Source organism: Streptomyces sp. NPDC057302, assembly GCF_042667685.1.
In the GTDB taxonomy this organism is placed as follows: domain Bacteria; phylum Actinomycetota; class Actinomycetes; order Streptomycetales; family Streptomycetaceae; genus Streptomyces.
This window is the reverse complement of record NZ_JBHUZJ010000032.1, coordinates 18,740-41,319: the sequence shown is the minus strand read 5'-3', so window position 1 is coordinate 41,319 and position 22,580 is coordinate 18,740. Positions and strand designations below refer to the sequence as shown.

Annotated in this window: 20 protein-coding genes; 7 read left to right on the top strand and 13 right to left on the bottom strand. The window is 70.7% G+C overall.

The annotated features are described in order from the left end of the window. The first annotated feature begins 54 nt into the window (after window positions 1–54). The 4 genes from ACFUPX_RS22580 to ACFUPX_RS22565 all read left to right on the top strand — a co-directional run bounded on the left by ACFUPX_RS22580 (window position 55) and on the right by ACFUPX_RS22565 (window position 4,606). The gene (locus tag ACFUPX_RS22580; protein ID WP_383325308.1) at window positions 55–1,368 is read left to right on the top strand and encodes a hypothetical protein; all 1,314 of its coding nucleotides are present in this window, start codon (window positions 55–57) and stop codon (window positions 1,366–1,368) included. Further along, window positions 1,361–2,578 (top strand): cytochrome P450, encoded by a 1,218-nt coding sequence (locus ACFUPX_RS22575; RefSeq protein WP_383325305.1) that lies wholly within the window; start codon window positions 1,361–1,363, stop codon window positions 2,576–2,578. Before ACFUPX_RS22580 ends, ACFUPX_RS22575 begins: the two co-directional genes overlap by 8 nt. A 178-nt stretch (window positions 2,579–2,756) precedes the next feature. After that, on the top strand, window positions 2,757–3,362 hold the full coding sequence (locus ACFUPX_RS22570) for an ImmA/IrrE family metallo-endopeptidase (protein WP_383325302.1): 606 nt from the start codon (window positions 2,757–2,759) through the stop codon (window positions 3,360–3,362). Beyond that, window positions 3,362–4,606, top strand: coding sequence for a DUF6545 domain-containing protein (locus ACFUPX_RS22565; RefSeq protein ID WP_383325299.1), 1,245 nt, complete (start codon window positions 3,362–3,364; stop codon window positions 4,604–4,606). The genes ACFUPX_RS22570 and ACFUPX_RS22565 overlap by 1 nt, the downstream gene beginning before the upstream one ends. Before the next feature lie 51 nt (window positions 4,607–4,657). On the opposite strand, the gene ACFUPX_RS22560 is transcribed toward ACFUPX_RS22565, so the two are convergent. Both ACFUPX_RS22560 and ACFUPX_RS22555 read right to left on the bottom strand, forming a co-directional pair. Continuing rightward, window positions 4,658–6,352 carry an ABC-F family ATP-binding cassette domain-containing protein gene (locus tag ACFUPX_RS22560; protein WP_383325296.1) on the bottom strand — a complete coding sequence of 565 codons (1,695 nt, stop codon included), beginning with the start codon at window positions 6,350–6,352 and terminating at the stop codon, window positions 4,658–4,660. A 318-nt stretch (window positions 6,353–6,670) separates the two neighbouring features. Then, entirely contained in the window at window positions 6,671–7,840 is a 1,170-nt protein-coding gene (locus ACFUPX_RS22555) for a damage-control phosphatase ARMT1 family protein (RefSeq protein WP_383325293.1), read from the bottom strand. 189 nt (window positions 7,841–8,029) lie between these two features. Here ACFUPX_RS22555 and ACFUPX_RS22550 point away from each other — a divergent pair, with 189 nt between their 5' ends. Then, window positions 8,030–10,087, top strand: a complete 2,058-nt coding sequence (locus ACFUPX_RS22550; protein ID WP_383325290.1) for a phosphocholine-specific phospholipase C — start codon at window positions 8,030–8,032, stop codon at window positions 10,085–10,087. A gap of 4 nt (window positions 10,088–10,091) precedes the next feature. Here ACFUPX_RS22550 and ACFUPX_RS22545 read toward each other — a convergent pair whose 3' ends face one another. Further along, window positions 10,092–10,763: a helix-turn-helix domain-containing protein gene (locus ACFUPX_RS22545; protein ID WP_383325287.1), complete on the bottom strand. Its 672-nt coding sequence runs from the start codon at window positions 10,761–10,763 to the stop codon at window positions 10,092–10,094. 83 nt (window positions 10,764–10,846) lie between these two features. Between ACFUPX_RS22545 and ACFUPX_RS22540 the strand changes: the two genes are divergently transcribed. Continuing rightward, window positions 10,847–11,566, top strand: coding sequence for a class I SAM-dependent methyltransferase (locus ACFUPX_RS22540; RefSeq protein ID WP_383325284.1), 720 nt, complete (start codon window positions 10,847–10,849; stop codon window positions 11,564–11,566). Between the two features lie 16 nt (window positions 11,567–11,582). On the opposite strand, the gene ACFUPX_RS22535 is transcribed toward ACFUPX_RS22540, so the two are convergent. The 8 genes from ACFUPX_RS22535 to ACFUPX_RS22500 all read right to left on the bottom strand — a co-directional run bounded on the left by ACFUPX_RS22535 (window position 11,583) and on the right by ACFUPX_RS22500 (window position 17,944). Further along, the gene (locus ACFUPX_RS22535; RefSeq protein WP_383325282.1) at window positions 11,583–12,218 is read right to left on the bottom strand and encodes a DUF1345 domain-containing protein; all 636 of its coding nucleotides are present in this window, start codon (window positions 12,216–12,218) and stop codon (window positions 11,583–11,585) included. A 4-nt stretch (window positions 12,219–12,222) separates the two neighbouring features. Then, entirely contained in the window at window positions 12,223–13,038 is an 816-nt protein-coding gene (locus ACFUPX_RS22530) for a family 1 encapsulin nanocompartment shell protein (RefSeq protein ID WP_383325279.1), read from the bottom strand. 5 nt (window positions 13,039–13,043) lie between these two features. Beyond that, entirely contained in the window at window positions 13,044–14,057 is a 1,014-nt protein-coding gene (locus tag ACFUPX_RS22525) for a Dyp-type peroxidase (RefSeq protein WP_383325276.1), read from the bottom strand. 93 nt (window positions 14,058–14,150) lie between these two features. Beyond that, a complete protein-coding gene (locus ACFUPX_RS22520; protein WP_383325273.1) occupies window positions 14,151–14,588 on the bottom strand; it encodes an ATP-binding protein in 438 nt (145 codons plus the stop codon). Beyond that, on the bottom strand, window positions 14,588–15,469 hold the full coding sequence (locus tag ACFUPX_RS22515) for an MEDS domain-containing protein (RefSeq protein ID WP_383325270.1): 882 nt from the start codon (window positions 15,467–15,469) through the stop codon (window positions 14,588–14,590). Before ACFUPX_RS22515 ends, ACFUPX_RS22520 begins: the two co-directional genes overlap by 1 nt. Window positions 15,470–15,671: 202 nt before the next feature. Further along, complete coding sequence (locus ACFUPX_RS22510) at window positions 15,672–16,232, bottom strand: TetR/AcrR family transcriptional regulator (RefSeq protein ID WP_383325267.1); 561 nt, start codon at window positions 16,230–16,232, stop codon at window positions 15,672–15,674. 61 nt (window positions 16,233–16,293) lie between these two features. Further along, window positions 16,294–17,697 (bottom strand): amidase, encoded by a 1,404-nt coding sequence (locus ACFUPX_RS22505; RefSeq protein ID WP_383325459.1) that lies wholly within the window; start codon window positions 17,695–17,697, stop codon window positions 16,294–16,296. Further along, entirely contained in the window at window positions 17,684–17,944 is a 261-nt protein-coding gene (locus ACFUPX_RS22500) for a hypothetical protein (RefSeq protein ID WP_383325264.1), read from the bottom strand. The genes ACFUPX_RS22505 and ACFUPX_RS22500 overlap by 14 nt, the downstream gene beginning before the upstream one ends. A gap of 198 nt (window positions 17,945–18,142) precedes the next feature. Here ACFUPX_RS22500 and ACFUPX_RS22495 point away from each other — a divergent pair, with 198 nt between their 5' ends. Beyond that, window positions 18,143–19,066, top strand: coding sequence for an MBL fold metallo-hydrolase (locus ACFUPX_RS22495; RefSeq protein WP_383325261.1), 924 nt, complete (start codon window positions 18,143–18,145; stop codon window positions 19,064–19,066). Window positions 19,067–19,117: 51 nt separating this feature from the next. On the opposite strand, the gene ACFUPX_RS22490 is transcribed toward ACFUPX_RS22495, so the two are convergent. After that, window positions 19,118–19,651, bottom strand: a complete 534-nt coding sequence (locus ACFUPX_RS22490; protein WP_383325258.1) for a GNAT family N-acetyltransferase — start codon at window positions 19,649–19,651, stop codon at window positions 19,118–19,120. A 207-nt stretch (window positions 19,652–19,858) separates the two neighbouring features. Further along, complete coding sequence (pulA, locus tag ACFUPX_RS22485; RefSeq protein WP_383325255.1) at window positions 19,859–22,564, bottom strand: pullulanase-type alpha-1,6-glucosidase; 2,706 nt, start codon at window positions 22,562–22,564, stop codon at window positions 19,859–19,861. Window positions 22,565–22,580: the final 16 nt, after the last annotated feature.

Here is a 22,580-nt window from a genome sequence, read left to right as displayed (position 1 = left end):
CGAGCCAGCCGTACGCTGCGGCATTCCCCAATTGTTGTCAACGAAATCGGTGCCATGACTTCATATCCTGATTTTCCCGCTGGTGCCAGCAGCCCGTTACCTCCCGTCGGCTGCCCCGCCCACCAAGCGGCGCTGCCCCTGGCGGACATCGACGCCCACCCGGACCCGCGGGAGATGTACCGCACCATGCGGGCCGAGCACGGCCCTGTCGTCCCCGTCACTCTGGACGGCGTCTTCGGCTGGCTCGTCATCGGCTTCGGGGAGACGAAGCGGGTGATGCGCGAGGGGGTGCTCTTCAGCCGGAGTCCGCGGCCCTGGAAGCCGCGTGGCCCGGTACCCGCCGACTGGTCGCTCGCGCTGCACACGCAGGAACGCCCCAACGCCCTGTTCGCCACGGGTGAGGAGCACACACGGCTGCGCGGAGCCCTCACCCGCAGTCTGGGCCGGACCCGGCCCGGGACCGTGCGCCGCTACACCCGCGACCGCGCGAACCGCCTGATCGACGAGTTCTGCGAGACAGGGAGCGCGGACCTCGTCGCCCACTACGCCGCGCAGCTGCCTCTCATGGTCCTGATGCGCATCTTCGGCTTCTCCGAGCAGGCGGCGCTGCGGCTGGTGACGGCCCTGCCCGCGCTGCTCGACGGCGGGGACGAGGCGCGGCAGGCCAACGAGCAGATCATGAACGTCATCGAGGCCCACATCGCCTACCGGCGGCGGGAGCTCGGTGCCGACGCGATCGCCTGGCTCATCGAGGAGGACACCGCGCGGAGCGCGCAGGAGATCGCCCGCAGCAACGAGGAGATCCGCGAACAGGTGTGGCTCACGCTGGCCTCCGCCATGGGCGCCATGGGCAACTGGATCTCGAACGGCCTGGAGCGGCAGGTCAACAGCGTGCGGATGCGCAACGACGTGAACCACGGCCTCGCCGACATCGAGGGGATCATGCGGGCCACGCTGTGGGAGCAGCCTCCGTTGCAGCGCGTCATCGGCCGCTGGGCCACGCGCGACACCCGCCTGGGCGAGCAGGACATCGCGGCCGGCGACATGCTCGTCCTCGACCTGGCCGCCGTCAATCAGGACCCGTGCATGGGATCGGACGCCGAGCGCGCCGCGATGGCCGCCCACAGCGAGGCCAACCTCCCCTACGGCGCCGGGGAACACGAGTGTCCTTTCCCCGACCTGGCCGAGGCGATCGCGGTGACGGCGGTCGACTGCCTGCTCCAGCGGCTGCCCGATGTCCGCCTCGCCGACGGCGCGTCCCTGACGTGGCGCCCCTCGGTCATCGTGCGCGCCCTGGAGTCCCTGCCCGTCCGGTTCGCCCCGACCGCCCGCTCGGTCCCTGTCTCGGAGGTTCCCCTTCATGCTTGACCTGACGCCGCCTCACGTGACCTTGCTGGACCCGCGCGACCTCGTCGTGGCCGAGGGGCGCGGCCTCCGGGACCAGGGCCCGGTGGTGCGGGTCCGGCTCACCGGTGACGTGGAGGTGTGGGCCACCGGGGACCACGCCACCGCGCGCGAGATCCTCACCCACCCTGACTTCCGCAAGAACCCGGCACACTGGCGGGCGTACACCGACGGTGAAGTGCCCGACAGCTGGCCCCTGCTGGAGCTGATCACGCTCTCCGGCATGCTCAACGCGGACGGGGCCGACCACACCCGGCTGCGGAAGCTGGTCGGCAAGGCCTTCACGCCGCGCCGGATCGAGGCACTGCGGCCGCGCGTCGATGAGATCGTCGAGAGCCTGCTCGACGGGCTTGCGACCGCGCCGGGCCCGGTCGATCTGCGGCAGGCCTTCGCTCTGCCGCTGCCCATGGCCATCATCTGCAGCCTGTTCGGGCTCGACCTGGACAAGAGCGAGCAGCTCGCCGACAACTTCGCGGCGCTGCACGACGAGGGCCGCGCCGCGGAGGCACCGGCGGCCAAGGCGGGGCTCGTCGCCGTGATCGGTGAGCTGATCGCGGAGAAGACCGCGGCGCCCGGCGACGATCTGACCTCGGCGCTCATCTCCGCCCACGGTGACGGACAGGGCAGCCTCAGCGGGACCGAGTTGATGGAGACCCTGCTCCTGTTCCTCTTCGCGGGCCATGAGACCACCGCCAACCTCATCGGGAACGCGGTGGTGAATCTGGTCCGCCACCCCGAACAGCTCGCCCTGGCACGCGAGTCGGAGGCATGGTCGGCCGTCGTGGACGAGACGCTGCGCCGCGACAGCCCGGTCCGCACGGTGATGTTCTACTACGCCGCCAAGGACGTGACCCTCGCGGGCATGCGGATCGAGGCGGGCGAGGCCGTGGTGATCCATGTCGCGGCCACCGGGCGCGACCCACGTCAATTCGGTTCCACAGCCGAGGAGTTCGACGTCCTGCGGCAGGCCGCCGCCTCCCACCTCGGGTTCTCCCACGGCGTCCATTACTGCATCGGCGCTCCGCTGGCGAAGATGATGGGCGCGACGGCCCTGCGTGCGCTGCACGGCCGGTTCGACGTCGAACTCGACGGTGAGCCGCGGCCGGTGGCCTCCTACTCGTCCAACGCCGCCGGAGCGCTGCCGGTCCTCCTGAGGAGCCGGACAGCGCCCTGACCGCCAAGGGCGGGCTGATAGTGTCCCCGGCGCAGGCCATCGGACACTGCCTGTCGCGAACGGGGAGCGTGAACACGGGCGACGCCCGCATCCTTCAGTGCCCATGCCTCTCCGGATGACCGTCACACGCCGGGTAGCCGACACCCGGCGCGCGACGCACCTTGGGAGGGCTGACCCCATGCATTCCACCGGCACCCCCGAGCCGGCGCACCGCACCGGCCCCGGCCGCCTGGTCCCCGGACGGGTCTCGACCGCCCTGCGCAAACGCCTCGCCTGGAGCATGGAGGAACGGCGCGCGGCCCGTCTCATCTACAAGGACCTCGCGCTGGAACCCGACGCCGGTCTCCTGGACCTGGTCGAGGCCGTCGGGAGGAAGCGCGGCCGTCCCATCGAGATCGTCCAGCGCTCCCTGAGCCCGCAGGCGACGGGCATGTGCCTGCCGGGCAAGGACGGGGACCGCATCGTCATCACCACCAACACCAGCCCGCACCACCAGCGTTTCATCCTGGGCCACGAGCTCTTCCACCTCGTCGAGGGCGAGGAGGACGACTGCGTCAGCGGCCACCACTTCCAGGGCTCCGACGCCCTGGAGAGTGAACTGGCCTCCCTGCCACCGGGGTTGGTGGACGAGGTACTGAGCGGCCCCGTCTTCTTCCGTACGACCTTCGAGCGCAAGGCCGAGTGGCGCGCGGAGGCCTTCGGGACGGTCGCCGCGCTCCAGCTGACCGGGAAGAAGGGCGCGGGGTCACTGACCTCCGCCTTCGCCAACCGGCGGTTCCACTGATGTGGCAGCTGATCCTCACCACGGTCAATCTGGCCATCGCCGCCTTCGCCCTGACCCTGGGGTTCGCCAAGGCCCAGGCCGCCCGGGGCAATCCGGATCTCACGCTCAAGCTCACGGCCTCGGTCCTGATCCACTGCGGCGTGATCTTCCTGCTCTGCACGCCCGCCGTCTACCGGGCCGTGGGGGCGGCCCTGGGCTCCGCCAACCTTCCGGCGCTCGTCGTCGATTCCGCCACCGTGCTGTGCCTCGGCCACGCCCACCTGATGACTCAGCTCTGGCACCCGGCCCGCAAGGAGCGGGCCGCCCTGCGCCGCACGATCGCGACCTGGGCGCCGGTGTACGGCTCCGCGATCCTCCTCATGGCCGTCCTCTACGTCTGGGCGGACGTCCAGGGCCCCGCGACACCCTTGCGCTACTCCGCGGCCTACGCCGACACCTGGCAGGTCGTCGCCTTCCAGGTCGTCTACTCGGCCGCCATCGTCGCCACCGCGCTGGTCACCATGCAGCAGTGCCGGGGAGTCGTGATGCCGGGGCGCCCCGACCTCGACGTGGCCCTGCAGAAGAGCCTGAAGGCCTTCGCGACCGCCGTGGCCCTGGACATCGTCAACATCGCCCTGACGCTCACCGCGGTGATCTCGGCCGTCAGCACGGGCACGCACCGTCTCGACTTCCTGGCCGAGGGGGCATGGTTCGCCACCATCGCCAGCGGTGTGGCCGCCAGTTTCGCGCTGGCCAGGCTGGTGTTCAGCTCCCGGCGCGAGGAGCGCCGCGACTGCCGGGCGATGGAACAGCTGTGGAAGGTGGCGACACGGCTCGGCGAGGACAGCGGGCAGCTCGTCCTCGCTCCGCAGCCTCTGTTCTGGTGGCGGAACTGGCGGGTGGAACTGCTCCGCCGGCTCGCCGAGATCCGTGAGGGCGAGCGCGTCCTGAGCCCGTGGTGGAGCGGGGCACCGGCCCTGGCCGTGGCGGACCTGGCCGACCAGGAGACCGACCTGCCGGACGACTTCGACCTCGTCGCGGCCCAGGCCGCGGCCGTCGTGCTGCACGCGGCCCATGCGCGCGGCCAGGGCAGGCCGCCGCTGCCGGACCACGCGCGGCTGAAGGCCATGCCCGGCGGCAGAGTCCCCGAGGAACAGGAGCGGGCCCACCTCGTCCTGATGGCCCGGCACCTGAACCTCCCGCTCGTCTTCGAGGCCGTCACCCGCTCCAGCAGCTCAGCGCAGTCACCCACGCCGGGCAAGTAGCCCCGTACAGCGCGGTGTTGGCCCGACCCGTCAGCGCCCAGCTCCCGAGACTCACCCGTTCCCCATCGTTTCCGGCCCAGGGTTCTCCGCCGTCTGTGGCGCCGCCAGAAGATCGCGGACCTCATCCGCAGTGGTCTCCTGGAGCTCTTCGGCGACGAGCACCCAGCGGGTGATGCCGACCGACTCCAGGAAGCTCAGGTCGTGGCTGGCGATCAGGAGTGCTCCCTCGTACGACGCGAGCGCGCCGGTCAGTTGGCGCACGCTGGCCAGGTCGAGGTTGTTGGTCGGTTCGTCGAGCATCAGGAGCTGAGGGGCCGGGGCGGCCAGCATCATCGCGGCGAGCGCGGCGCGGAAGCGCTCGCCGCCCGAGAGGGTCCCCGCCAGTTGTTCGGCGCGCGCCCCCTTGAACAGGAAGCGTGCCAGCTGGGAGCGAATGTGGTTGTCGGTGAGCCCGGGAGCCAGGCGCGAGACGTTCGCCGCGACGCTCAATCCGTCGTCCAGGACATCGAGGCGCTGAGGCAGGAACCGCAGCGGCACGGACGTCGCGACCTCGCCGGAGAGCGGGGCCAGCTCCCCGGTGAGAGTGCGCAGGAGCGTCGTCTTGCCCGCGCCGTTGCGCCCGACGAGGGCGATCCGTTCGGGTCCCCGCACCTGGAGGCTGCCCTCCCGCAACGTGCCGAACCGCGGGCGCAGTTCACGCAGGGTCAGCACCGTGCGGCCTGCGGGCACGGCGGTGTGCGGAAGGCTGACGCGGATCTCGGCGTCGTTGCGGATCGCGTCCGCCGCCTCCTCGCGCCGCTCGCGCGCCTCGCTGAGCCGCTCCTCGTGCAGGCCCCGGAGCTTGTCCCCCGACTCCTGCGCGGAGCGCTTCTTCTCGCCCGCGACGATGCGCGGCGCGCGCCGCTGGGCGTCCATCTTCTTGCTGTGCCGCTGGCGGCGGGCCACCTTGACCTGCGTCTCCTCCAGTTCGCGCTTCTGGCGGCGTACGTCGGCCTCGGCGGCCCGCAGCATCCGCCCCGCCGCTTCCTGCTCGGTGGCCAGCGCCTCCTCGTAGGCGGACCAGCCGCCGCCGTACCAGCTCACCGATCCGGCGCGCAGTTCGGCGATGCGGTCCACGCGCTCAAGGAGGTCCAGGTCATGGCTGACCACGACCAGGATGCCGGTGCGCCAGGAATCGACGGCCTCGTAGAGCCTGCGGCGCGCGAACAGGTCGAGGTTGTTGGTCGGTTCGTCGAGGAGGAGGACGTCGGGGCGCTCCAGGAGCAGCGCGGCCAGGCGCAGCAGCACGGTCTCCCCGCCGGACAACTGGCCCACGGTCCGGTCGAGTTCGACGTTTCCGAGGCCGAGTGAGCCCAGTTGGGCCAGGGCCCGTTCCTCGACGTCCCAGTCGTCGCCGATCGTCTCGAAGTGCTGCTCGCGCACATCGCCGGACTCGATGGCGCGCAGCGCGTCACGCCGCTCGGCGATGCCAAGGGCCTGGTCGACGCGCAGGCTGGTGTCGAGGGTGATGTTCTGCGGCAGATAGGCAAGGCTGCCGCCGACGGTCACCGACCCATGGGACGGGCGCAGTTGACCGGCCAGCAGGCGCAGGAGGGTGGACTTGCCCGCGCCGTTGGCGCCGACGAGCCCGGTCCGGCCCCGTCCGATGCTGACGGAGAGCCCGTCGAAGGCGCTCGTGCCGTCCGGCCACTGGAACGACAGGGCGGAGCAGGTGAGGGAGGCGGTGGGCGTGGTGGGTACAGACATGGTGACTCTCGCAGTCGCAGGCACGGTGGGCAGGGGCGTCGTATGCGAGCACCACGCGGCGACCGGCCGGGAGAGGGGTGCGGCGGTCCGGGAGATCGGGGGACGGCTCATGCACCGAGGTCGCATCCACGCGGGGTCACGGGCGGCACGGCAAGGCCGGCTGCGGCGTGACGGGCGTACGGCGAAGGCCGTACGGCGCGATGTTCGCGAACCTCAGATGCGCAACGTCCACCTCTATCGGAGACAACAGGACCGTTCAAAACGATAACGACCACGAGGGCGAAAGGCAAAGCCTTAAACTCATCCGGAGACGCCGGGTCACCGCCGCGCCTGGATCAGGGCGTGGGTGCCACCGGTGCGCCACTGCCGGCCGTGCTCGGCGACGAGCGTCGCCTCGGTCCGCTCGTCGAGTCCCACGATCACGTCGGACTTCAGCGTCCGCAGGGCGGCCACCGGTCCGGGGAAGTACGCGGTGCGCTCGTCGAACGGCGTGGTGGCGGGCCACAGTTGATCGCCGACCAGCCGCCGGTAGTTCAGGTCGCCCTTCATGACGGTCACGTCGGCGTCGGCGAATTCCTGGCGCAGGTCGTCGGGCATGTCCGCGTACGGCAGCGGGGCGCAGGAGAAGGCGTGGCTACGGACGGTGAGCCGGCCGGTACCCATGGCCGACCACAGGCGCTCGCCCACGTCGGCCGCGACGCCCCGCGCGCCCTTCAGGTGGCGCAGGCAGTCGATCACGTCGGCGGTCATGGCGTCCGAGACGTAGTACGGGTAGGACTTGACGTGCAGGACGGCCCGCTCGGCGTGCTGATGCCGCAGGAGGTGGTCGACGAGGATGAGGTCGGGCAGGAGCTCCCGCCCCGCGTTGTCGGCGACCAGGCACAGCGTGCCCGCGCCGCCCTCGGGCAGCAGGGACCACAGCAGCGCGGAGTCGTCGGCGACCAGACGCGAGTCGGCGGCCCCGGCCGCGCCGCCGCCCACGGCGAAGCCCAGGTCCGCGCGGTTTCCCCACAGGGAGCCGAGGAGCAGCGCCTGACGCTGTTGGTCGGGGGGCCGCCGGGTCAGTCCGTCGAGCGCGGCCAGTTCCGCGTCGGCCTCCCCGGTGTGCAGTTCCGCCTGCTTGAACGGGCGGAACGGGTCGATTCCCTGCCAGGGCCCAGGCTCGAAGTACCCGACGGCCGTGAGGAGTTGGCGGTAGAAGTAGCTCTCGGCCCACAGGAAGGGCACGTCGAACCAGGACCGGCCGAAGTGCTCGCTCCCCCAGGCTTCCCACAGGTGGCGGTCGTGCGCGCCGGGCCCCAGCGGCTCGATCACTCCCTGGGTGGCCTGTGTCAGCAGGGCGTCGAGGGCGCGATGCTGTCGCGGGCCGTACGGAAAGGCGTCGCGGACCTTCTTGATGAGCGCGGGATGCCGCTCGGCGAGCACGCTGCGCGGAAAGGAGCCGGGTGCGTCGCTCAGGATGACGGGGGCGTCGACTGCGTCTGGCATGGGCTGCTGATCCTCCGGTTCGGTACGTGACCACTGTCGCTCGGCGATGCCCCGAAGGGCCGCCGCGTTGCTTCCGCAGGTGAAATATCCCTGGTTCTTCACCTCTTCTCCGCACTATTTGACGTCGCGAGGTCGGTCCTGACTACGGTGACCGGCCCTCTATCCCCCACGTTCCAGAGGTACAGCTTCATGCCCGCATTCAACCGACGACGCTTCCTCCAGGCAGCGGGTGGCACCGCCGGTGTCGCGGCTCTGTCCGCCAGCATCATGCGCGCCGCCGGCATTCCGGCCGCCGCCAGGTCCGGGTCGATCGACGACGTCGAGCACATCGTGGTGCTCATGCAGGAGAACCGCTCCTTCGACCACTACTTCGGGACGCTCAACGGCGTACGGGGATTCGGCGATCCCCGCCCACTGGTGCTGGAGAGCGGCAAATCGGTGTGGCACCAGTCCGGTGGCGGCGAGGAAGTCCTGCCGTACCACCCGGACGCCGACGATCTGGGCATGCAGTTCATCGCCGGGCTGAGCCATGACTGGGAAACCGGCCATCAGGCGTGGAACAAGGGAAAGTACGACGACTGGATCGCGGCCAAGACCTCCGGGACGATGGCCCATCTGACCAGGGAAGACATACCGTTCCATTACGCGCTGGCCGACGCCTTCACGGTCTGCGACTCCTACCATTCGTCGTTCATGGGCGCGACCGACCCCAACCGCTATTACCTCTACTCCGGGCACGCCGGAAATGACGGCAAGGGCGGCGGACCGGTCCTCGGCAACGAAGAAGCCGGGTACGACTGGACGACCTATCCCGAGCGCCTGGAAAAGGCCGGGGTGTCATGGAAGGTCTATCAGGACACCGGCGACGGACTCACCGAGGACGGCCTGTGGGGCTGCCTGGAGGACGCCTACCGCGGGAACTACGCCGACAACTCCCTGATGTTCTTCAATAAGTTCCGCAACGCCAAGCCGGGCGACGCCCTGTACGAAAAGGCGTGCAAGGGAACGAACGTCAAGGAGGGCGGTGATCTCCTCGATGACCTGCGGGCGGACGTCAAGGCCGGGAAACTCCCCGAGATTTCCTGGATCGCCGCTCCGGAGGCGTTCTGCGAGCATCCCAACTGGCCCGCGAATTACGGCGCTTGGTACATCTCCCAGGTCCTGGACGCGCTGACGTCCAACCCCGAGGTGTGGAGCAAGACCGCGTTGTTCATCACGTACGACGAGAACGACGGCTACTTCGACCACGTGCCGCCGCCCTACCCGCCGGCCGACTCCTCCTGGGGCGCGTCCACCGTCGACACGAAGCTCGACGTCTTCCCCGGCGACAGCGGGTACAGCGCGGGCCCCTACGGGCTCGGCATGCGGGTCCCCACCCTCGTCGTCTCCCCCTGGTCCACCGGCGGCTACGTCTGCTCCGAGGTCTTCGACCACACCTCCGTCATCCAGTTCATGGAGCGCCGCTTCGGTGTCCACGAACCGCACATCTCCCCCTGGCGCCGCGCCATCTGCGGCGACCTCACCTCGGCCTTCGACTTCGGCCTCAAGCACACCAAGCACGCGGACCTGCCGAGCACCGACGGCTATCAGCCGCCGGACCAGGAGCGGCACGAGAGCTACACCCCCTCGCCTCCGGCCGCCCCGGCCCTGCCCAAGCAGGAGAAGGGCGCGAGGCCCACCCGGCCCCTGCCGTACGCGCCCCTCGTCACCGCTGCGGTCAAGCCCTCGAACGGCGGCATCAAGCTCACCTTCGCCCCGGGTGACGAGACCGGCGCGTGCTTCCTCGTCACCTCCGGCAACCGCGACGACGGGCCCTGGACCTACACCGCGGCGGCCGGCAAGAAGATCTCCGACACCTGGAGCACCGGGCCCTCCGAGGGAACGTACGACCTGACCGTGCACGGCCCGGGCGGCTACCTGCGCACCTACGCGGGCACGGCCGCGACCCCGAGCCCGGAGATCACCGGCCGCCACGACGCGAGCACCGGCCGCCTCAAGCTGACCTTCACCAACCCGGCCAAGACCGCCTGCCGCCTCACCGTCACCAACGCCTACGGCGGCAAGAGCACCGAGCTCACCCTCGCGGCGGGCGGCCGGCGGACCCGCTGGGTCGACCTCGGCCACAGCAAGCGCTGGTACGACCTGCGCGTCCGGTCCGACAGCGACCGCGCCTATCTGCGCCGGTTCGCCGGACACGTGGAGACGGGCGAGCCCGGCCGCAGCGACCCTGCGCTGCGCACCGTCTGACCGCTCACTCCCCGCCCCCGTCGTCTCCCCCGCCGCTTTCACCTGCGGCTTCGCCTTTGCTGCCCGGCCTGACGCGTACGTGCATGCGCTCGCCCTGCGCCCCGTACAGAGCGAGAAACTCGACGGGGGTGTCGCCGGCGTTGGCGAAGCCGTGCGGGGTGCGGGTGTCGAACTCCGCGGCCTCACCCGCGGCGAGGACCAGGTCGTGCTCGCCCAGGGCGAGCAGCAGGCGGCCCGAGAGGACGTAGAGCCACTCGTAGCCCTCGTGCATGCCCTGCTCGGGGCGTGTCGTCCGGTGGGCGCCCTCGCCGCCCTTCTTGGCGACCGGCATGACCTGCTTGTAGGCGTGCATGCCGCCCAGGTACCGCGTCAGGGGGACCCAGGTGTTGCCGTGCCGCATGAAGGGCTTCGGGTGGATGCGCGGATCGCCGGTCTGGGGCGCGCCGACCAGTTCGTCCAGCGGGACGCCGTACGCCTTGGCCAGCGGCAGCAGGAGCTTCAGGGTCGGCTCGCGCTGCCCGGCCTCCAGCCGCGAGAGCGTGGACAGGGAGATCCCCGTCTCCTCGCTCAGCCGGGCCAGGGTGGCGCCCCGCGCCTTGCGCAGCGCACGGAGCCGCGGTCCGACGGCGGTCAGGACATCCGTGAGTTCATCCGCGGGTGCGGCCTCGTCGCTCATCTCACCATTTGCCGATGCGGCAAAGAACTTTGTCAAGCGGAGGTGGCCTCGCGCAAGGTTGTCGCAGAGCAGAAGGAGCCCACATGAGCGACCAGCACACCGCCTCCCACGACGGCACCCGCACCGGCGCACCCACCGCCCCCGCCACCTCCAGCGCCCCCGTCACCTCCAGCGCCGACTCGGCCGCGGCGTTCTGGGACGAGCGCTACCAGCAGAGCGGCCGGCTGTGGAGCGGCGAACCCAATGCCGCACTCGTCCGCGAGACCGAGGGGCTGACCCCGGGCAGCGCCCTGGACCTGGGCTGTGGAGAGGGCGGCGACGCGATCTGGCTCGCACGGCAGGGCTGGCGCGTCACCGCCACCGACATCTCCCGCGTCGCCCTGGGCCGCGCGGCCGAGCACGCGGCGCAGGAGGGGGTCGCCGACCGCGTCGACTGGCAGCAGCACGATCTCGGCGAGTCCGCTCCCGCGGGCAGCTACGACCTGGTCTCCGCCCAGTTCCTGCACTCGATGCACGACATGCCGCGCGAGGAGATCCTGCGCTCCGCCGCCGCGGCCGTCGCGCCGGGCGGCACCCTCCTGATCGTCGGCCACATGGGCTTCCCCGCCTGGGACACCGAGCCGCACCCCGGCGTGGACTTCCCGAGCCCCCAGAAGGTCCAGGCCTCCCTCGACCTTCCGGCCGGGCAGTGGGACGTACTCGTCTGCGACACCCACGAGCACTCCCTGACGGGCCCCGACGGGCAGCCCTCCACCCGCACCAACTACACCGTCAAGGCGCGGCGCCACACCGCGAAGGACTGACCGCCCGACGCCACGGTCATCCCGTGACGATGCCCGCGACGAGGTTGATGGTCGTGGCCAGGATGCTCGCGCCGAAGACGTAGGAAAGCAGGCAATGGCGCAGGACCACCGCACGGATCTCGGAGCTGGAGACGTCCGTGTCGGACACCTGGTAGGTCATGCCGAGGTTGAAGCTGAAGTAGAGGAAGTCGCTGTACGCGGGCGGGTCGTCGGAGTTGAAGTCGATCCCGCCCGCGGGGTCCAGGTAGTAGAGGTACGCGTACCGGGCCGCGTACATCAGGTGGAGCGTCGCCCAGGCCATGAACACACCGCCCAGTGCCGTCGCGGCCGCGACGTGGCCCATGCCCGAGTCGCCGAGCAGGAGCAGCACCACGATGCCGATCAGGCCGCACACGGCGGCCCCGACCACGACGAGTTCCTCGACGACGGGACGGAACTCCTCGTGCCGCACGTTGTGGCGGGTGGTGGTGGCGTCCATGGGCCACAGCACGATCCAGCCCGCCACGACGAAGAGCGTCTCGGCACCGGCGATTCCGGCGAGGATGCCGAGCGGCGTCTTGGTGAGCACGCCGACGACCGCGCCGATCACCGCGCCGCCGACCGCCGCTCCTGCAAGTCGGGGCACCGCGGAGAGGGGCAGCCAGCGTTTCACGCGCTCAGTGTCGCAGGACGACGACGGCTTCGTCCGTGTACGTCAGGAAGGTGAGCGTCTCCTGGAGGTACAGCTCGATGCCGCTCGCGTCGTGCGCGGTGTAGCCGATCGCCACGTCCTGGCCCAGGAGCAGTTCGAAGTCTCCGCCGCGCGTGGACAGGACGAACGCGCCGGTGAGGGCGGGCGCCCAGATCGGATCACTGCCCATGATCCGGCCCAGATGCGCCGCGATCGGGTAGCCGTGGTCGGAGGTCTCGCTGACCTCTCTGTACTCCTCGGCGCCGAGGAGCAGGGCGTAGGGGCCTTCGACTCCGGCCAGCCGCAGCGCCGTCAGGGCCCTGCTGACCGCGTCGGGGTATGCGAGCGGTTCGGCGGGCAGGGTGAGCACCGGATTGGACGTCCGCTCGCGCAGCCCTTCGACGCCTGCCGCCGGGTACCCGTCGAAGATCGTCCGGTCCTCCGCGAACGCGATGGCGCGTGCCGCGTCCTTGACGGGCTGCCAGTCCGAGTCGCTCGATCCGCGCTCGACGTCGTCCACCGCGGCCCGGCTGACGGTGAACGGCACCCGCAGTTCGACCAGTGGCTTCGCCTCGCGCACGCGCGCCGTCACGCCCGGGGCGGGCGACGCGATGTCGGAGAGGTGGCCGGTGCCGGCGGCGGCGAGCTTCGGTCCTGCCGGGTCGGGGACGTCGACGACACGGCGTCCCGCGACGAGGCGGCGGAAGGTGCGGCGGGCCTCTTCCTCGATCTCGGTCCAGGCCTCGGGCGTGATCGGGGCGAGTTCGCGGTGCAGGTTGTCCGGGGCGGCGGGGGTCGTCATGGCGCTCAGGCTCCTTTCAGGCTGCCGATGCCGAGGGAGTGCGCGGCTTCGGGCTCGGGATCGGGATCGGGATCGGCTTCAGCTTCGGTGGGCTCGACGTCGGGGAGGTCCTCCAGGAGATCGGCGTCGGGCACGAAGAAGAGGCCGCCGGTCACGGCCGTGGAGAAGTCGAGGATGCGGTCCGTGCGGCCCGGCGGATCGCCGAGGAACATGTTGCGCAGCATCTGCTCGGTCACCGCGGCCGTGCGCGCGTAGCCGATGAAGTACGTGCCGAACTCGCCGCGGCCGACCTGCCCGAACGGCATGTTCTCGCGCACGATCTTCTGCTCGACCCCGTCGTCGTCGACGATCGTGTTGAGCGCGACGTGCGAGTCGTCCGGCTTGACGTCGTCCGGCAGTTCGACGTTGGCCTGCTTGGTGCGTCCGATGACGTGTTCCTGCTCCTCGACGGTGAGGGCCTGCCAGGCGGCCATGTCGTGCACGTACTTCTGCACGATCACGTAGCTGCCGCCTCGGAACCGCGGATCCTCGTCGCCGACGAACACGGCGTCGGCCGCGGCTCCTCCCCCGGGGTTCTCGCTGCCGTCGACGAAGCCGAGCAGGTCGCGTTCGTCGAAGTACTTGAAGCCGTGCACCTCGTCGACGACGGTCACCGCGGACCCCAGCCGCTCCACGATCAGCCGGGCCAGCTCGAAGCAGAGGTCCATGCGCCGGGCGCGCAGGTGGAACAGGAGGTCGCCCGGGGTGGCCGGTGCCTGGTGGCGGGGGCCCCGCAGCGGCTCGAAGGGGTGCAGTTCGCGGGGGCGCGGCCCTGCGACGATCCGGTCCCACCCCTGGGAGCCGATGCCCGCCACGCAGGTCAGGCCGTCATCGGGACAGCGGAACGCCACCGAGCGGGTCAGCCCCGCCAGATCGGCGAGGGCCTCCCGCACCGCGTCCTCACCGCCGGGGGCCACGGTGGCCACCAGGACCACGGCGGCCCTGGCGGGCGGCAGGACCACGGACTGCGGGATGACCATGAAACTCCAGACGCACCAAAGCATCAAAACGGACATGGTCAGCGTATGTGCGCATGCCTGGGGGCGCAGTCCAGGCGCGGGCGGGCACGAGGATCAGCCGTGCCCCTTGGGCAGACTCACGGTCAGGGTCACCTTGCTCCCGCCGGGCCCCGCGGAGATGGTGAGGTCGTCGGTGAGCAGGCCCGCGAGCCACAGCCCCCGCCCGCCCGCACCGCCGTCGAGGCCGGGAGCCAGCTCAGGGATGACGTCGGCGCTGAAGCCGGGGCCCATGTCGTGGATGTGGCAGGCGAGATGGCTGTTGCTGCGCTGCAGGACCAGCGTGCCGCCACCGCCCGCGTGCTCGACCGCGTTCACCGCGACGGCGTCCAGAGCCACGATGAAGTCGCTGCGCCGCGGCTCCGGGAGCCCTTGATGGCCCGCGTACTGCTCGACGAGCATCCGCAGCCGGGGCAGGTCGTCCTGGGTGAAACGCGATTCCAGCAGGGTGACGGGTGGGACCGGAACCTCGCGGGGGCCTGGTGTGGTCGTCATCAGCGGGCCACCTCGCTGATCACCACGTGCGGCACCTGGTCGGCGCCTGCTCGGCGCAGTATGCGGGCCTGTGCCGGTGGGCAGTGGACGTGGACCGGTCCGTGCGGATGTTCCAGGACCAGCCGCAGCAGGTCCACCGCGCAGGCGACGCCGAGGAAGATGAGGTCCGACAGGTCCACGGTCAGCGGCTGTCCGGAACTCTCGCTGCGCCTGAGCCCCTCGCGCACCGCGCCGATGAACCGCTCCCGGGTGGCGATGTCCGCCTCGCCCGCCAACTGCACGACACCCTCCGCGTGTTCCGTGTGCAGGTCGCCCAGTCGGGGCAGCAGCCGACAGGGGTGTGCCTGGTGCATGGCCGTCAGGACGTCAGGCTCGAACCATCGGCTGTCGTAGGCACAGATCTCCGTGTACGGGCGGTCGGCGAACAGATGCTGGGCGTGGGATTCGCGGTGCATCATCACGTCGACGTCGGCGCCCAGGTCCCCTACCCAATGCATGTCGATATAGGTGCGCAGCCCGCTGTAGCCCTCGGCCAGCGCCCGGTCGGTCTCCTGCGCGATGCGCTCCCACTGCCGGTGGGGAGTGAACGCGTCCTGGGGGTGGATGAGGGCGCGCATGCTGCTGAGCACCAGCTGCCCGTGTTCGCGGGCGGACCCCAGCAGGGCTCCCGGCGCGTCCATCCGGTCCCACACCTGTTCCTCGTGCAGGTGCGGAGCGGCGAAGACCATCACCTTCTCGCGCCTCACGAGTCCCGCCCATGCGAAGGCGGATACCACGTCGCGGCCCGCGTCGTCGTCGGCGTAACTGACGAAAGCGTGGTCGCCCGCCCGAAGTTGCTGGACGGGGATCGTTCCGACCGACGCCGAGCCAGCATCTGCCATCTCTCACCTCCGGGGCCGAGAGGGCCCGACGGGAACAGGTGCGGGCAACGGTAGCGGCCCGTACCTCACGGCGGCGCAGCCCCACGGATAGCGACAGTTAGCGGATAGGGGAAACCCCCTTGGCGATCGGAAGTGCATGAAGATGACTCGCTCCATGCTGATTCTGTTCCGCACCCCACCGGATTCAGTTCACGGACCGGATTCAGTTCGTGGAGAGGCTTCGCTCCACGAGTGCGCGCGCGTAGGCGGCGTCCAGTCCGCCGGGGCGGAAGAGGATGCGGTACATCATCGGCGCCACGACCTGGTCGATCACCCGTTCCCTGTCCGGGGTGGCCTCGCCCCGCTCCGACGCTCGGGCCAGGACGATGCCGATCTGCTCGGCGGCATAGTCGGAGCACTGGCCCGCGTTGTTCCCGTCCGGGTCCCCGAGGAGCGCGTCCCTGGTGTACGCGCGCCCCGGCGGGGAGGCCATCTCGTCGAGGAACTGCTCGGCCCATGCGACGAGGTCCGCACGCAGGGAGCCGAGGTCGGCCGGCAGCGCCTCGGGCCGCAGGTGCTCGACCGCGACGTCGGACAAGAGCTCCTGCAGGTCTCCCCACCGGCGGTAGACGGTCGACGGCGTCACCCCGGCACGGGCCGCGACCAGCGGAACGGTCAGCGCGTCGCGCCCCAGCTCGGCCTGCAGCTCACGGACCGCCGCGTGGACGGACTCCTGGACTCGGGCGCTGCGCCCTCCGGGCCGGGCCATGGGCTTGGGACTCATGACTCCACCTTAACGCCTTAACGCAAATTTATTGCTTCTAGCCCGTGCCGTCGCCCCACGATCAGGCCGCGACCGGAGCGAGCCGTCCCACTCGGGGCCAGGCTTCCGAACCGGCCGCCGTCTGATAGGCACGCCCGACCCGCAGGACGGTCGCTTCGCCGAGCGGGCGGCCCATCAGCTGCATGCCGATCGGCATGCCCGCGCGGTCCTGGCCGACGGGCAGGGTCAGCGCAGGCACCCCCGTGATGTTGGCCGGCGAGGAGAGGCGGACGTAGCTGTCGGACACGGCCTCCACCGTGCCGTCCGCCCACTCCACACTGTCCTGATCCGACGGGACCGCCGTCATCGGCACCGCCGGGGCCGCGATCACGTCGACGTGGCCGAACATCTGCGCCCAGCCCTCCCGCATCAGCGCCCTCGCGCGCTGGGCACGGAGGTAGTCACCGGCGGTCACGAACTCGCCCGCCTCCAGCAGGACGCGGACGTCCGCCGTGTACAGATCAGGTGCCGAACGAAGCGTGCGCTCGTGGTACGAAGTCGCCTCGGGGACCATCAGCCCCCACAGGGTGGCCTGGATGTAGCGTGCCAGCGGGATCTCGACCTCGACGAGTTCGGCGCCCAGTTCCTGGAGCTGCCCGATGGCCGTACGCACGCCCTCCTCGACGTCCGGGCTGATCCGCTCGAAGTAGTAGTTGCGCGGCACGCCCACCCGCAGCCCCGAGAGGTCACCGGCCTCCGGGGAGGCCCAGCCGCCTGCGCCTGCGGCCGGGTCGCGCCGGTCCTGACCCATCAGCGCGGCGAGGACGAGTCCGGCGTCCCGCACCGTGCGGGTGATGGGGCCGACGTGGTCCAGGGACCAGGACAGGGACGTCACACCGTGGCGGGGGATCAGGTCGTACGTCGGCTTGAGGCCGACCACTCCGTTGAGCGCGGCGGGTACCCGGATCGAGCCGCCGGTGTCGGTACCGAGCGCGAAGGTGGCCTCTCCCGCCGCGACGGCGACGGCCGAGCCGCCGCTCGACCCGCCGGCGACACGGCCGTGGTCCCAGGCATTGCGCGTCTGAGGGGTGGTCAGCCCGTAGGCGAACTCGTGGGTGTGGGTCTTGCCGAGCAGCACCGCTCCCGCCGCCGACAGACGCGTGGCGACGGCGCTGTCCTCGTCGGCGACATGGTCCGCCCTGACGCGGGAGCTCGCCGTCGTGGACATGCCCTTGACGTCGATCAGGTCCTTCAGGCCCATGGGGACGCCGTGCAGCGGGCCGCGCGAGCGCCCCCGGGCGATCTCCCGCTCGGCTTCGGCTGCCGCCTTCCGGGCGGAGTCCGCGGCGACGGTGACATAGGCCTGGAGGCGCGGTTCCACCGCGCCGACGCGATCCAGCACCGAATCGGTCAGCTCGACCGGGGACAACTCCCCGGTGGCTATGGCGCGGGCGGCGTCGGCGAGCGACAACTCAAACGGCTGCATCGACATCCTCGCCCTCCGTTCCGGACACCTCGGCCGTGAAGTCCGAGCCGGTCGCGTGGACCGGGCCGGCCGAGTAGGACATCGCGGGCGGCGTCTCCCCGAAGTCCAGTTCGCGCAGCAGGGCGATGACGGAGTGGACATGACCGGCGGTCGATGCCACCACCTCGTGACGGTCACCCGCCAGCGGCAGGCCGGCCCGGAGCGCCCCCCGGGCGGCCTCCTGCGGAGTGATTTGGTCGGCGTTCATGGGGCCCTCTCAACTCGTCATCACACTGCCGCCGGGCGAGGCTTCCGCCACGGCGACAGACAAACGCTAATGGTTTGCTTTAGTGAGACGATAGGCCCTACGTTGACTTAACGCAAACGCATTGCTTTTAGCTGCTGGACCGCATCCACCGGACCTCATCCACCGAACCGCGCCACACACCACACAAAGGAACACCGCATGCCCACCACCACCCACGACGACGCCACCGACCTCCCCGACGCACCGACCTGGACGGTGGGAGACATCACCGTCCACCGCGTCGACGAGGTGCCCTTGCCCGCCCAGACGGGCCCCTGGCTGCTCCCCGGAGCCACTCCCGAGATCGTGGCCCGAACACCCTGGCTACAGCCGGACTTCGCGGACGAACAGCGCGTCCTGCGGCTGGCAAGCCACAGTTTCGCGATCGACGTCCATGGGCTGCGCATCCTCGTCGACACCGGCATCGGCAATGGCAAGCAGCGGGCCAACCCCGCGTGGGACGACCTGAACAGCGACTACCTGCAGCGGCTGACGCAGGCCGGATTCGCTCCCGAGACGGTGGACCTCGTCGTCCTCACCCACCTGCACACCGACCACGTCGGCTGGAACACCCGGGCGGACGGGGCCAGTTGGGTGCCCACCTTCCCCAACGCCCGCTACGTCACGGCCCGCACCGAATGGGAGTACTGGGCGGGCGCCGACATGGACGAGCCCCGGCGCCAGATGTTCCGGGACTCCGTGCACCCCATCCGGGACGCGGGCTTGCTCGACCTCGTCGACGTTCCTTCCGGGGGCGCCGACATCGCGCCGGGCGTCCGTCTTCTCCCCACCCCGGGGCACACACCGGGCCAGGTGGCGGTGGAACTGAGCAGTGCCGGCGAGCACGCGCTCATCACCGGTGACTGCATCCACCACCCCGTCCAGCTGATCCACCCCGACCTGGGCAGCTGCGTGGACATCGACCCCGCCGCCGCGGCCAGGACCCGCCGGGAGCTCCTCACCTCACTCTCCGGCACCCGCACCCTGCTCCTGGGCAGCCACTTCCCGCCGCCCACCGCCGGGCATGTGATCCCCGAGGGCGACTCCTACCGGCTTGTTGCCCTGCCGGGGACCGTGCGGTGACGTACGACGGGAAGCGGGGCCCTGAAGGCGACACCTCCAGGGCCCCAGGGATCAGCTCAGGCCTTGCTCCGGACGCATGAACCTGAAGCGGGTCACGTCCCCTTCGGTGGTCCACCGCTGGAAGCCGGCCTTCTCCAGCACTCGGACCGAGGGCGGGTTCGACAGCTCCACGTCGGCGGACACCGTGTGGACACCCGGCGCGGCGACGGCGAACTCCGCAAGGGCCCGGGTGGCCTCGGGAGCGTAGCCCCGGCCGCGGCGGGAGGCCACGATGCCGTAGCCGATCTCGAGGACGCCCTCATGGGGCGGCCAGAACAGGCCGATCGAGCCCACCACCGCGCCGCTCTCGCGCTCGATGACCAGCCGGTGGCCGTACGCGCCGAGCCAGGCCGGATGCTGCTCGAAGAGGCCCGCGATCACACGATCGCCCTCGGCGGGGAAATCGTCCGCCCAGTGCGTGGACCCGGCGCCGTCGAGGACCGCGGCGGCCTCGTCCATGGTCCAGGGACGCAGGACGAGGCGCTTGGTGATCAGGTCCGAAGGGGCGGGTGACTCCGCATGGGCGGGTGAAGAAGAGGAAGACACGTGTCTCTCCTGGTCGTTGGAACGACCCGGGCCGCGCTCAGCTTCGCGCGGGCCGGACGAGGGCATGCTGATGACGGCCGACGGCAGCCATATTCATCAACCTCCCTGTCCCGAGATCGCGCGTCCCTCGCGCCGACGGGACGCTAGCAACCACTCCGCAACCGCGGCAACGCATTTTCGGGTGACTGCTTGTTCACCCCCGCTTGATCACCCCCGCTCGAAGACGGCGACCGTGCGGGCGGGGACGTTGAAGGTGCCGGACTTCCTCTCGTACGAGGAGGACTTGACGGTGGCGTCGGCGCCCTTGGCCTGTACGGGGTGCAGCCGGTACGCCGTGTCCTTCAGGCCCGTCACCCGCTGGGTCCGCGCGTCGGGGGTCGCGTTGAGGACGACCACGAGGTTCCCCACCTCCATGGTGATGACACCGGGCGTCTCGGCGGATGTGCCCGAGAGCGGGAAGGAGAGCCGGGACTGGACCTGGCCCGTCGTGGCCAGGGAGAACGCCGGCTCGCTCGACCGCAGCTTCAGCAGGTCCTGGTAGGCGGCCGACGTGCCGTTGATCTCCGCACAGCCCGGCGTCAGGGACGCGGACGTCAACAGGGGCTTTCCATACGGCCACTTGTCCTTGTTGTCGGCGGCCGGGGGCAGGCCGCGGCCGAAGCCGTTGCCGTCCTGGCAGTTCCAGTGCAGCGCGTTGAACCAGTCGCCGCTGTCGTAGGAGTTGCGGTCCAGGGACTTGGAGCGCAGCAGGTCGCTGCCGGCCTGGGAGAGGGACGGGCCCTGGGCCAGGGTGGCGGTCGCCATCGCGAGTACCTGCATGCGGGAGCGCTCGGCGGCCGTGGTGTCCGCGGGCAGCTTGAAGGCGAGGGCGTCGTACAGCGATTCGTTGTCGTGGGCGTCGGCGTAGGAGAGGGCGTCGCCGGGGGCCGCCGCGTATCCGGCCGGGGCGCCGTTGTAGTCGACTTCGGAGCCCTTGACCCGCTTTCCCGCGGAGTCGGTGAACGTGTAGTCGGCGAGGTTGCCGGTGAGTGCCACCTTCAGCAGGTCCTGGTAGTGCAGGAGGCGGGCCTTCTGCTCGGCCGGGGTGCCGTTCGCCTTCGACGCGTTCGGGTCGGTGAACAGGCCACTGGCGAAGCCCTGGACGCCGGGGTCCTCGTCGAAGGGGCCGCCGCCGCGCACCGCGTCGCGGCCCCGGTCGGAGAAGGTGGCGATGCCCGTGCCCGCCATGTTCTTCTGCGTGGCCTGGACGAAGCGGGCGTCGTCGGCGATCTCGCCGAAGTTCCAGCCTTCGCCGTAGAGCACGATCTTCTTCCCGTCGACGCCGTCCTTCTTCGGGGTCAGCGCGTCCAGGGCCTTGCGGACGGCCAGGATGTTGGCCTTGGGGTGGTGCCCCATCAGGTCGAAGCGGAAGCCGTCGACCTTGTACTCCTTGGCCCAGGTGACGAGGGAGTCGACCACGAGCTTGCCCATCATGGCGTTCTCGGGCGCGGTGTTGGCGCAGCAGGTGGAGGTGGCCACGGTGCCGTCGTCCATCAGCCGCTGGTAGTAGCCGGGCACGATCTTGTCGAGTACGGACTTGTCGGCCTGACCGCTCGCCACCGTGTGGTTGTAGACGACGTCCATCACGGTGCGAAGTCCGGAGCCGTTGAGGCCCTGGACCATCTGCCGGAATTCGACCGTGCGACGGGTGCCCGCGGGATCGCTCGCGTAGCTGCCCTCGGGAACGGTGTAGTGCAGCGGGTCGTAGCCCCAGTTGTAGGCGTCCTTGGCGGCGGTCCTGGTGACGCAGGCCTGCTGCTCGTCGGAGTCCGGGGCGGGCGCCGTCAGGTCGCAGTCGGGCGTGGCCTGGTCGGCGGCGCGCTCGGGGATGGTGCCGATGTCGAACGCGGGCAGCAGGTGGACGTAGGAGGTGCCTGCGTCGGCCAGCTCGCGCAGGTGCTTCATGCCGTCGGACGCCGTGTCGGTGAAGGCCAGATACTGGCCGGGGTGCTTGGCCGTGCGGTCCTCGACGGAGAAGTCGCGGACGTGCAGCTCCTGGATCTGCGCGTCACGCAACGGCGTTGCCTTCGGCTTCCTCAGCCGCGCCCAGCCCTTGGGGGCGAGCTTCGGGTCGTCGAGGTCGACGGCGATGCTGCGCCGGGAGTCGGCGGTGAGCGCCGTGGAGTAGGGGTCGGTGACCTTGTTGGTGACGACCTTCTGGACGCTGGGCGCCCACACCTTCACGACGTACCGGTACTGCTTGCCCGACCAGCTCCTGTCGCCGGTGACGGACCAGACGCCGCCGGCGTCGTCGCGCCGCATCGCCACCCGCTTGCCGTCGAGTTCGAGACCGACGGACTGGGCGGTGGGAGCCCACAGGGCGAGCGTCGGGCGGCCTTCGTGGAACTGCGGACCGAGGGCGGCCTTGGTGGCGGTGGCGCTGTAGAGGTCGTCGAGGATGCCCTGGGTCTGGACGCCGGTGGCGGTGAGCAGGGTGCCGTCGGCGCTGCTGCGGGTGGCGACGAGCTGGCCGGTGAGGGCGGTGCGGACCCGGTCGCGGTCACGCGGGTCGACGGTGAAGGCCGCGTACGCCTTCAGGTGCGGGTACTTCTTCCGCTGGGCTTCGGTCAGGCCGCCTTCGACCGGGCTGAGGCGGATCCGCTGCCCCTTGCCCGCGAGTTCGCCGCCCTTGAGGGTCAGTTGCCCGTCGTGTGCGTACGTCAGCTCCTGGGAGGCGGCGTCGCCCTGGACGTCCCAGGCGACGGTGTTCTTGTCGATCCACTGGGCCCGGGAGGTGGACAGGTCGAGCGCGGCGGGCGCCTTCGCGACGGCCGCTGCCCGGGGCGCGGCGGTGGCCGATGCGGTCAGGGGCGCGAGCGCGGCGAGCAGGGCGAGGGCCGTGGTGACCACGGTGCGGCGAGGGGAGCCGGACAAGGGTGTTTCTCCTTGC

Excerpts from the sequence above, each read along its gene's own strand:
- ACFUPX_RS22515 (WP_383325270.1), bottom strand. The coding sequence starts at position 15,469 with ATGGCAGATGCTGGCTCGGCGTCGGTCGGAACGATCCCCGTCCAGCAA.
- ACFUPX_RS22525 (WP_383325276.1), bottom strand. The coding sequence starts at position 14,057 with ATGGTCATCCCGCAGTCCGTGGTCCTGCCGCCCGCCAGGGCCGCCGTG.
- ACFUPX_RS22580 (WP_383325308.1), top strand. The coding sequence starts at position 55 with ATGACTTCATATCCTGATTTTCCCGCTGGTGCCAGCAGCCCGTTACCT.
- ACFUPX_RS22495 (WP_383325261.1), top strand. The coding sequence starts at position 18,143 with ATGCCCACCACCACCCACGACGACGCCACCGACCTCCCCGACGCACCG.
- ACFUPX_RS22500 (WP_383325264.1), bottom strand. The coding sequence starts at position 17,944 with ATGAACGCCGACCAAATCACTCCGCAGGAGGCCGCCCGGGGGGCGCTC.
- ACFUPX_RS22560 (WP_383325296.1), bottom strand. The coding sequence starts at position 6,352 with ATGTCTGTACCCACCACGCCCACCGCCTCCCTCACCTGCTCCGCCCTG.
- ACFUPX_RS22505 (WP_383325459.1), bottom strand. The coding sequence starts at position 17,697 with ATGCAGCCGTTTGAGTTGTCGCTCGCCGACGCCGCCCGCGCCATAGCC.
- ACFUPX_RS22520 (WP_383325273.1), bottom strand. The coding sequence starts at position 14,588 with ATGACGACCACACCAGGCCCCCGCGAGGTTCCGGTCCCACCCGTCACC.
- ACFUPX_RS22545 (WP_383325287.1), bottom strand. The coding sequence starts at position 10,763 with ATGAGCGACGAGGCCGCACCCGCGGATGAACTCACGGATGTCCTGACC.
- ACFUPX_RS22540 (WP_383325284.1), top strand. The coding sequence starts at position 10,847 with ATGAGCGACCAGCACACCGCCTCCCACGACGGCACCCGCACCGGCGCA.
- ACFUPX_RS22555 (WP_383325293.1), bottom strand. The coding sequence starts at position 7,840 with ATGCCAGACGCAGTCGACGCCCCCGTCATCCTGAGCGACGCACCCGGC.
- ACFUPX_RS22530 (WP_383325279.1), bottom strand. The coding sequence starts at position 13,038 with ATGACGACCCCCGCCGCCCCGGACAACCTGCACCGCGAACTCGCCCCG.
- ACFUPX_RS22565 (WP_383325299.1), top strand. The coding sequence starts at position 3,362 with ATGTGGCAGCTGATCCTCACCACGGTCAATCTGGCCATCGCCGCCTTC.
- ACFUPX_RS22570 (WP_383325302.1), top strand. The coding sequence starts at position 2,757 with ATGCATTCCACCGGCACCCCCGAGCCGGCGCACCGCACCGGCCCCGGC.
- ACFUPX_RS22575 (WP_383325305.1), top strand. The coding sequence starts at position 1,361 with ATGCTTGACCTGACGCCGCCTCACGTGACCTTGCTGGACCCGCGCGAC.
- ACFUPX_RS22510 (WP_383325267.1), bottom strand. The coding sequence starts at position 16,232 with ATGAGTCCCAAGCCCATGGCCCGGCCCGGAGGGCGCAGCGCCCGAGTC.
- ACFUPX_RS22550 (WP_383325290.1), top strand. The coding sequence starts at position 8,030 with ATGCCCGCATTCAACCGACGACGCTTCCTCCAGGCAGCGGGTGGCACC.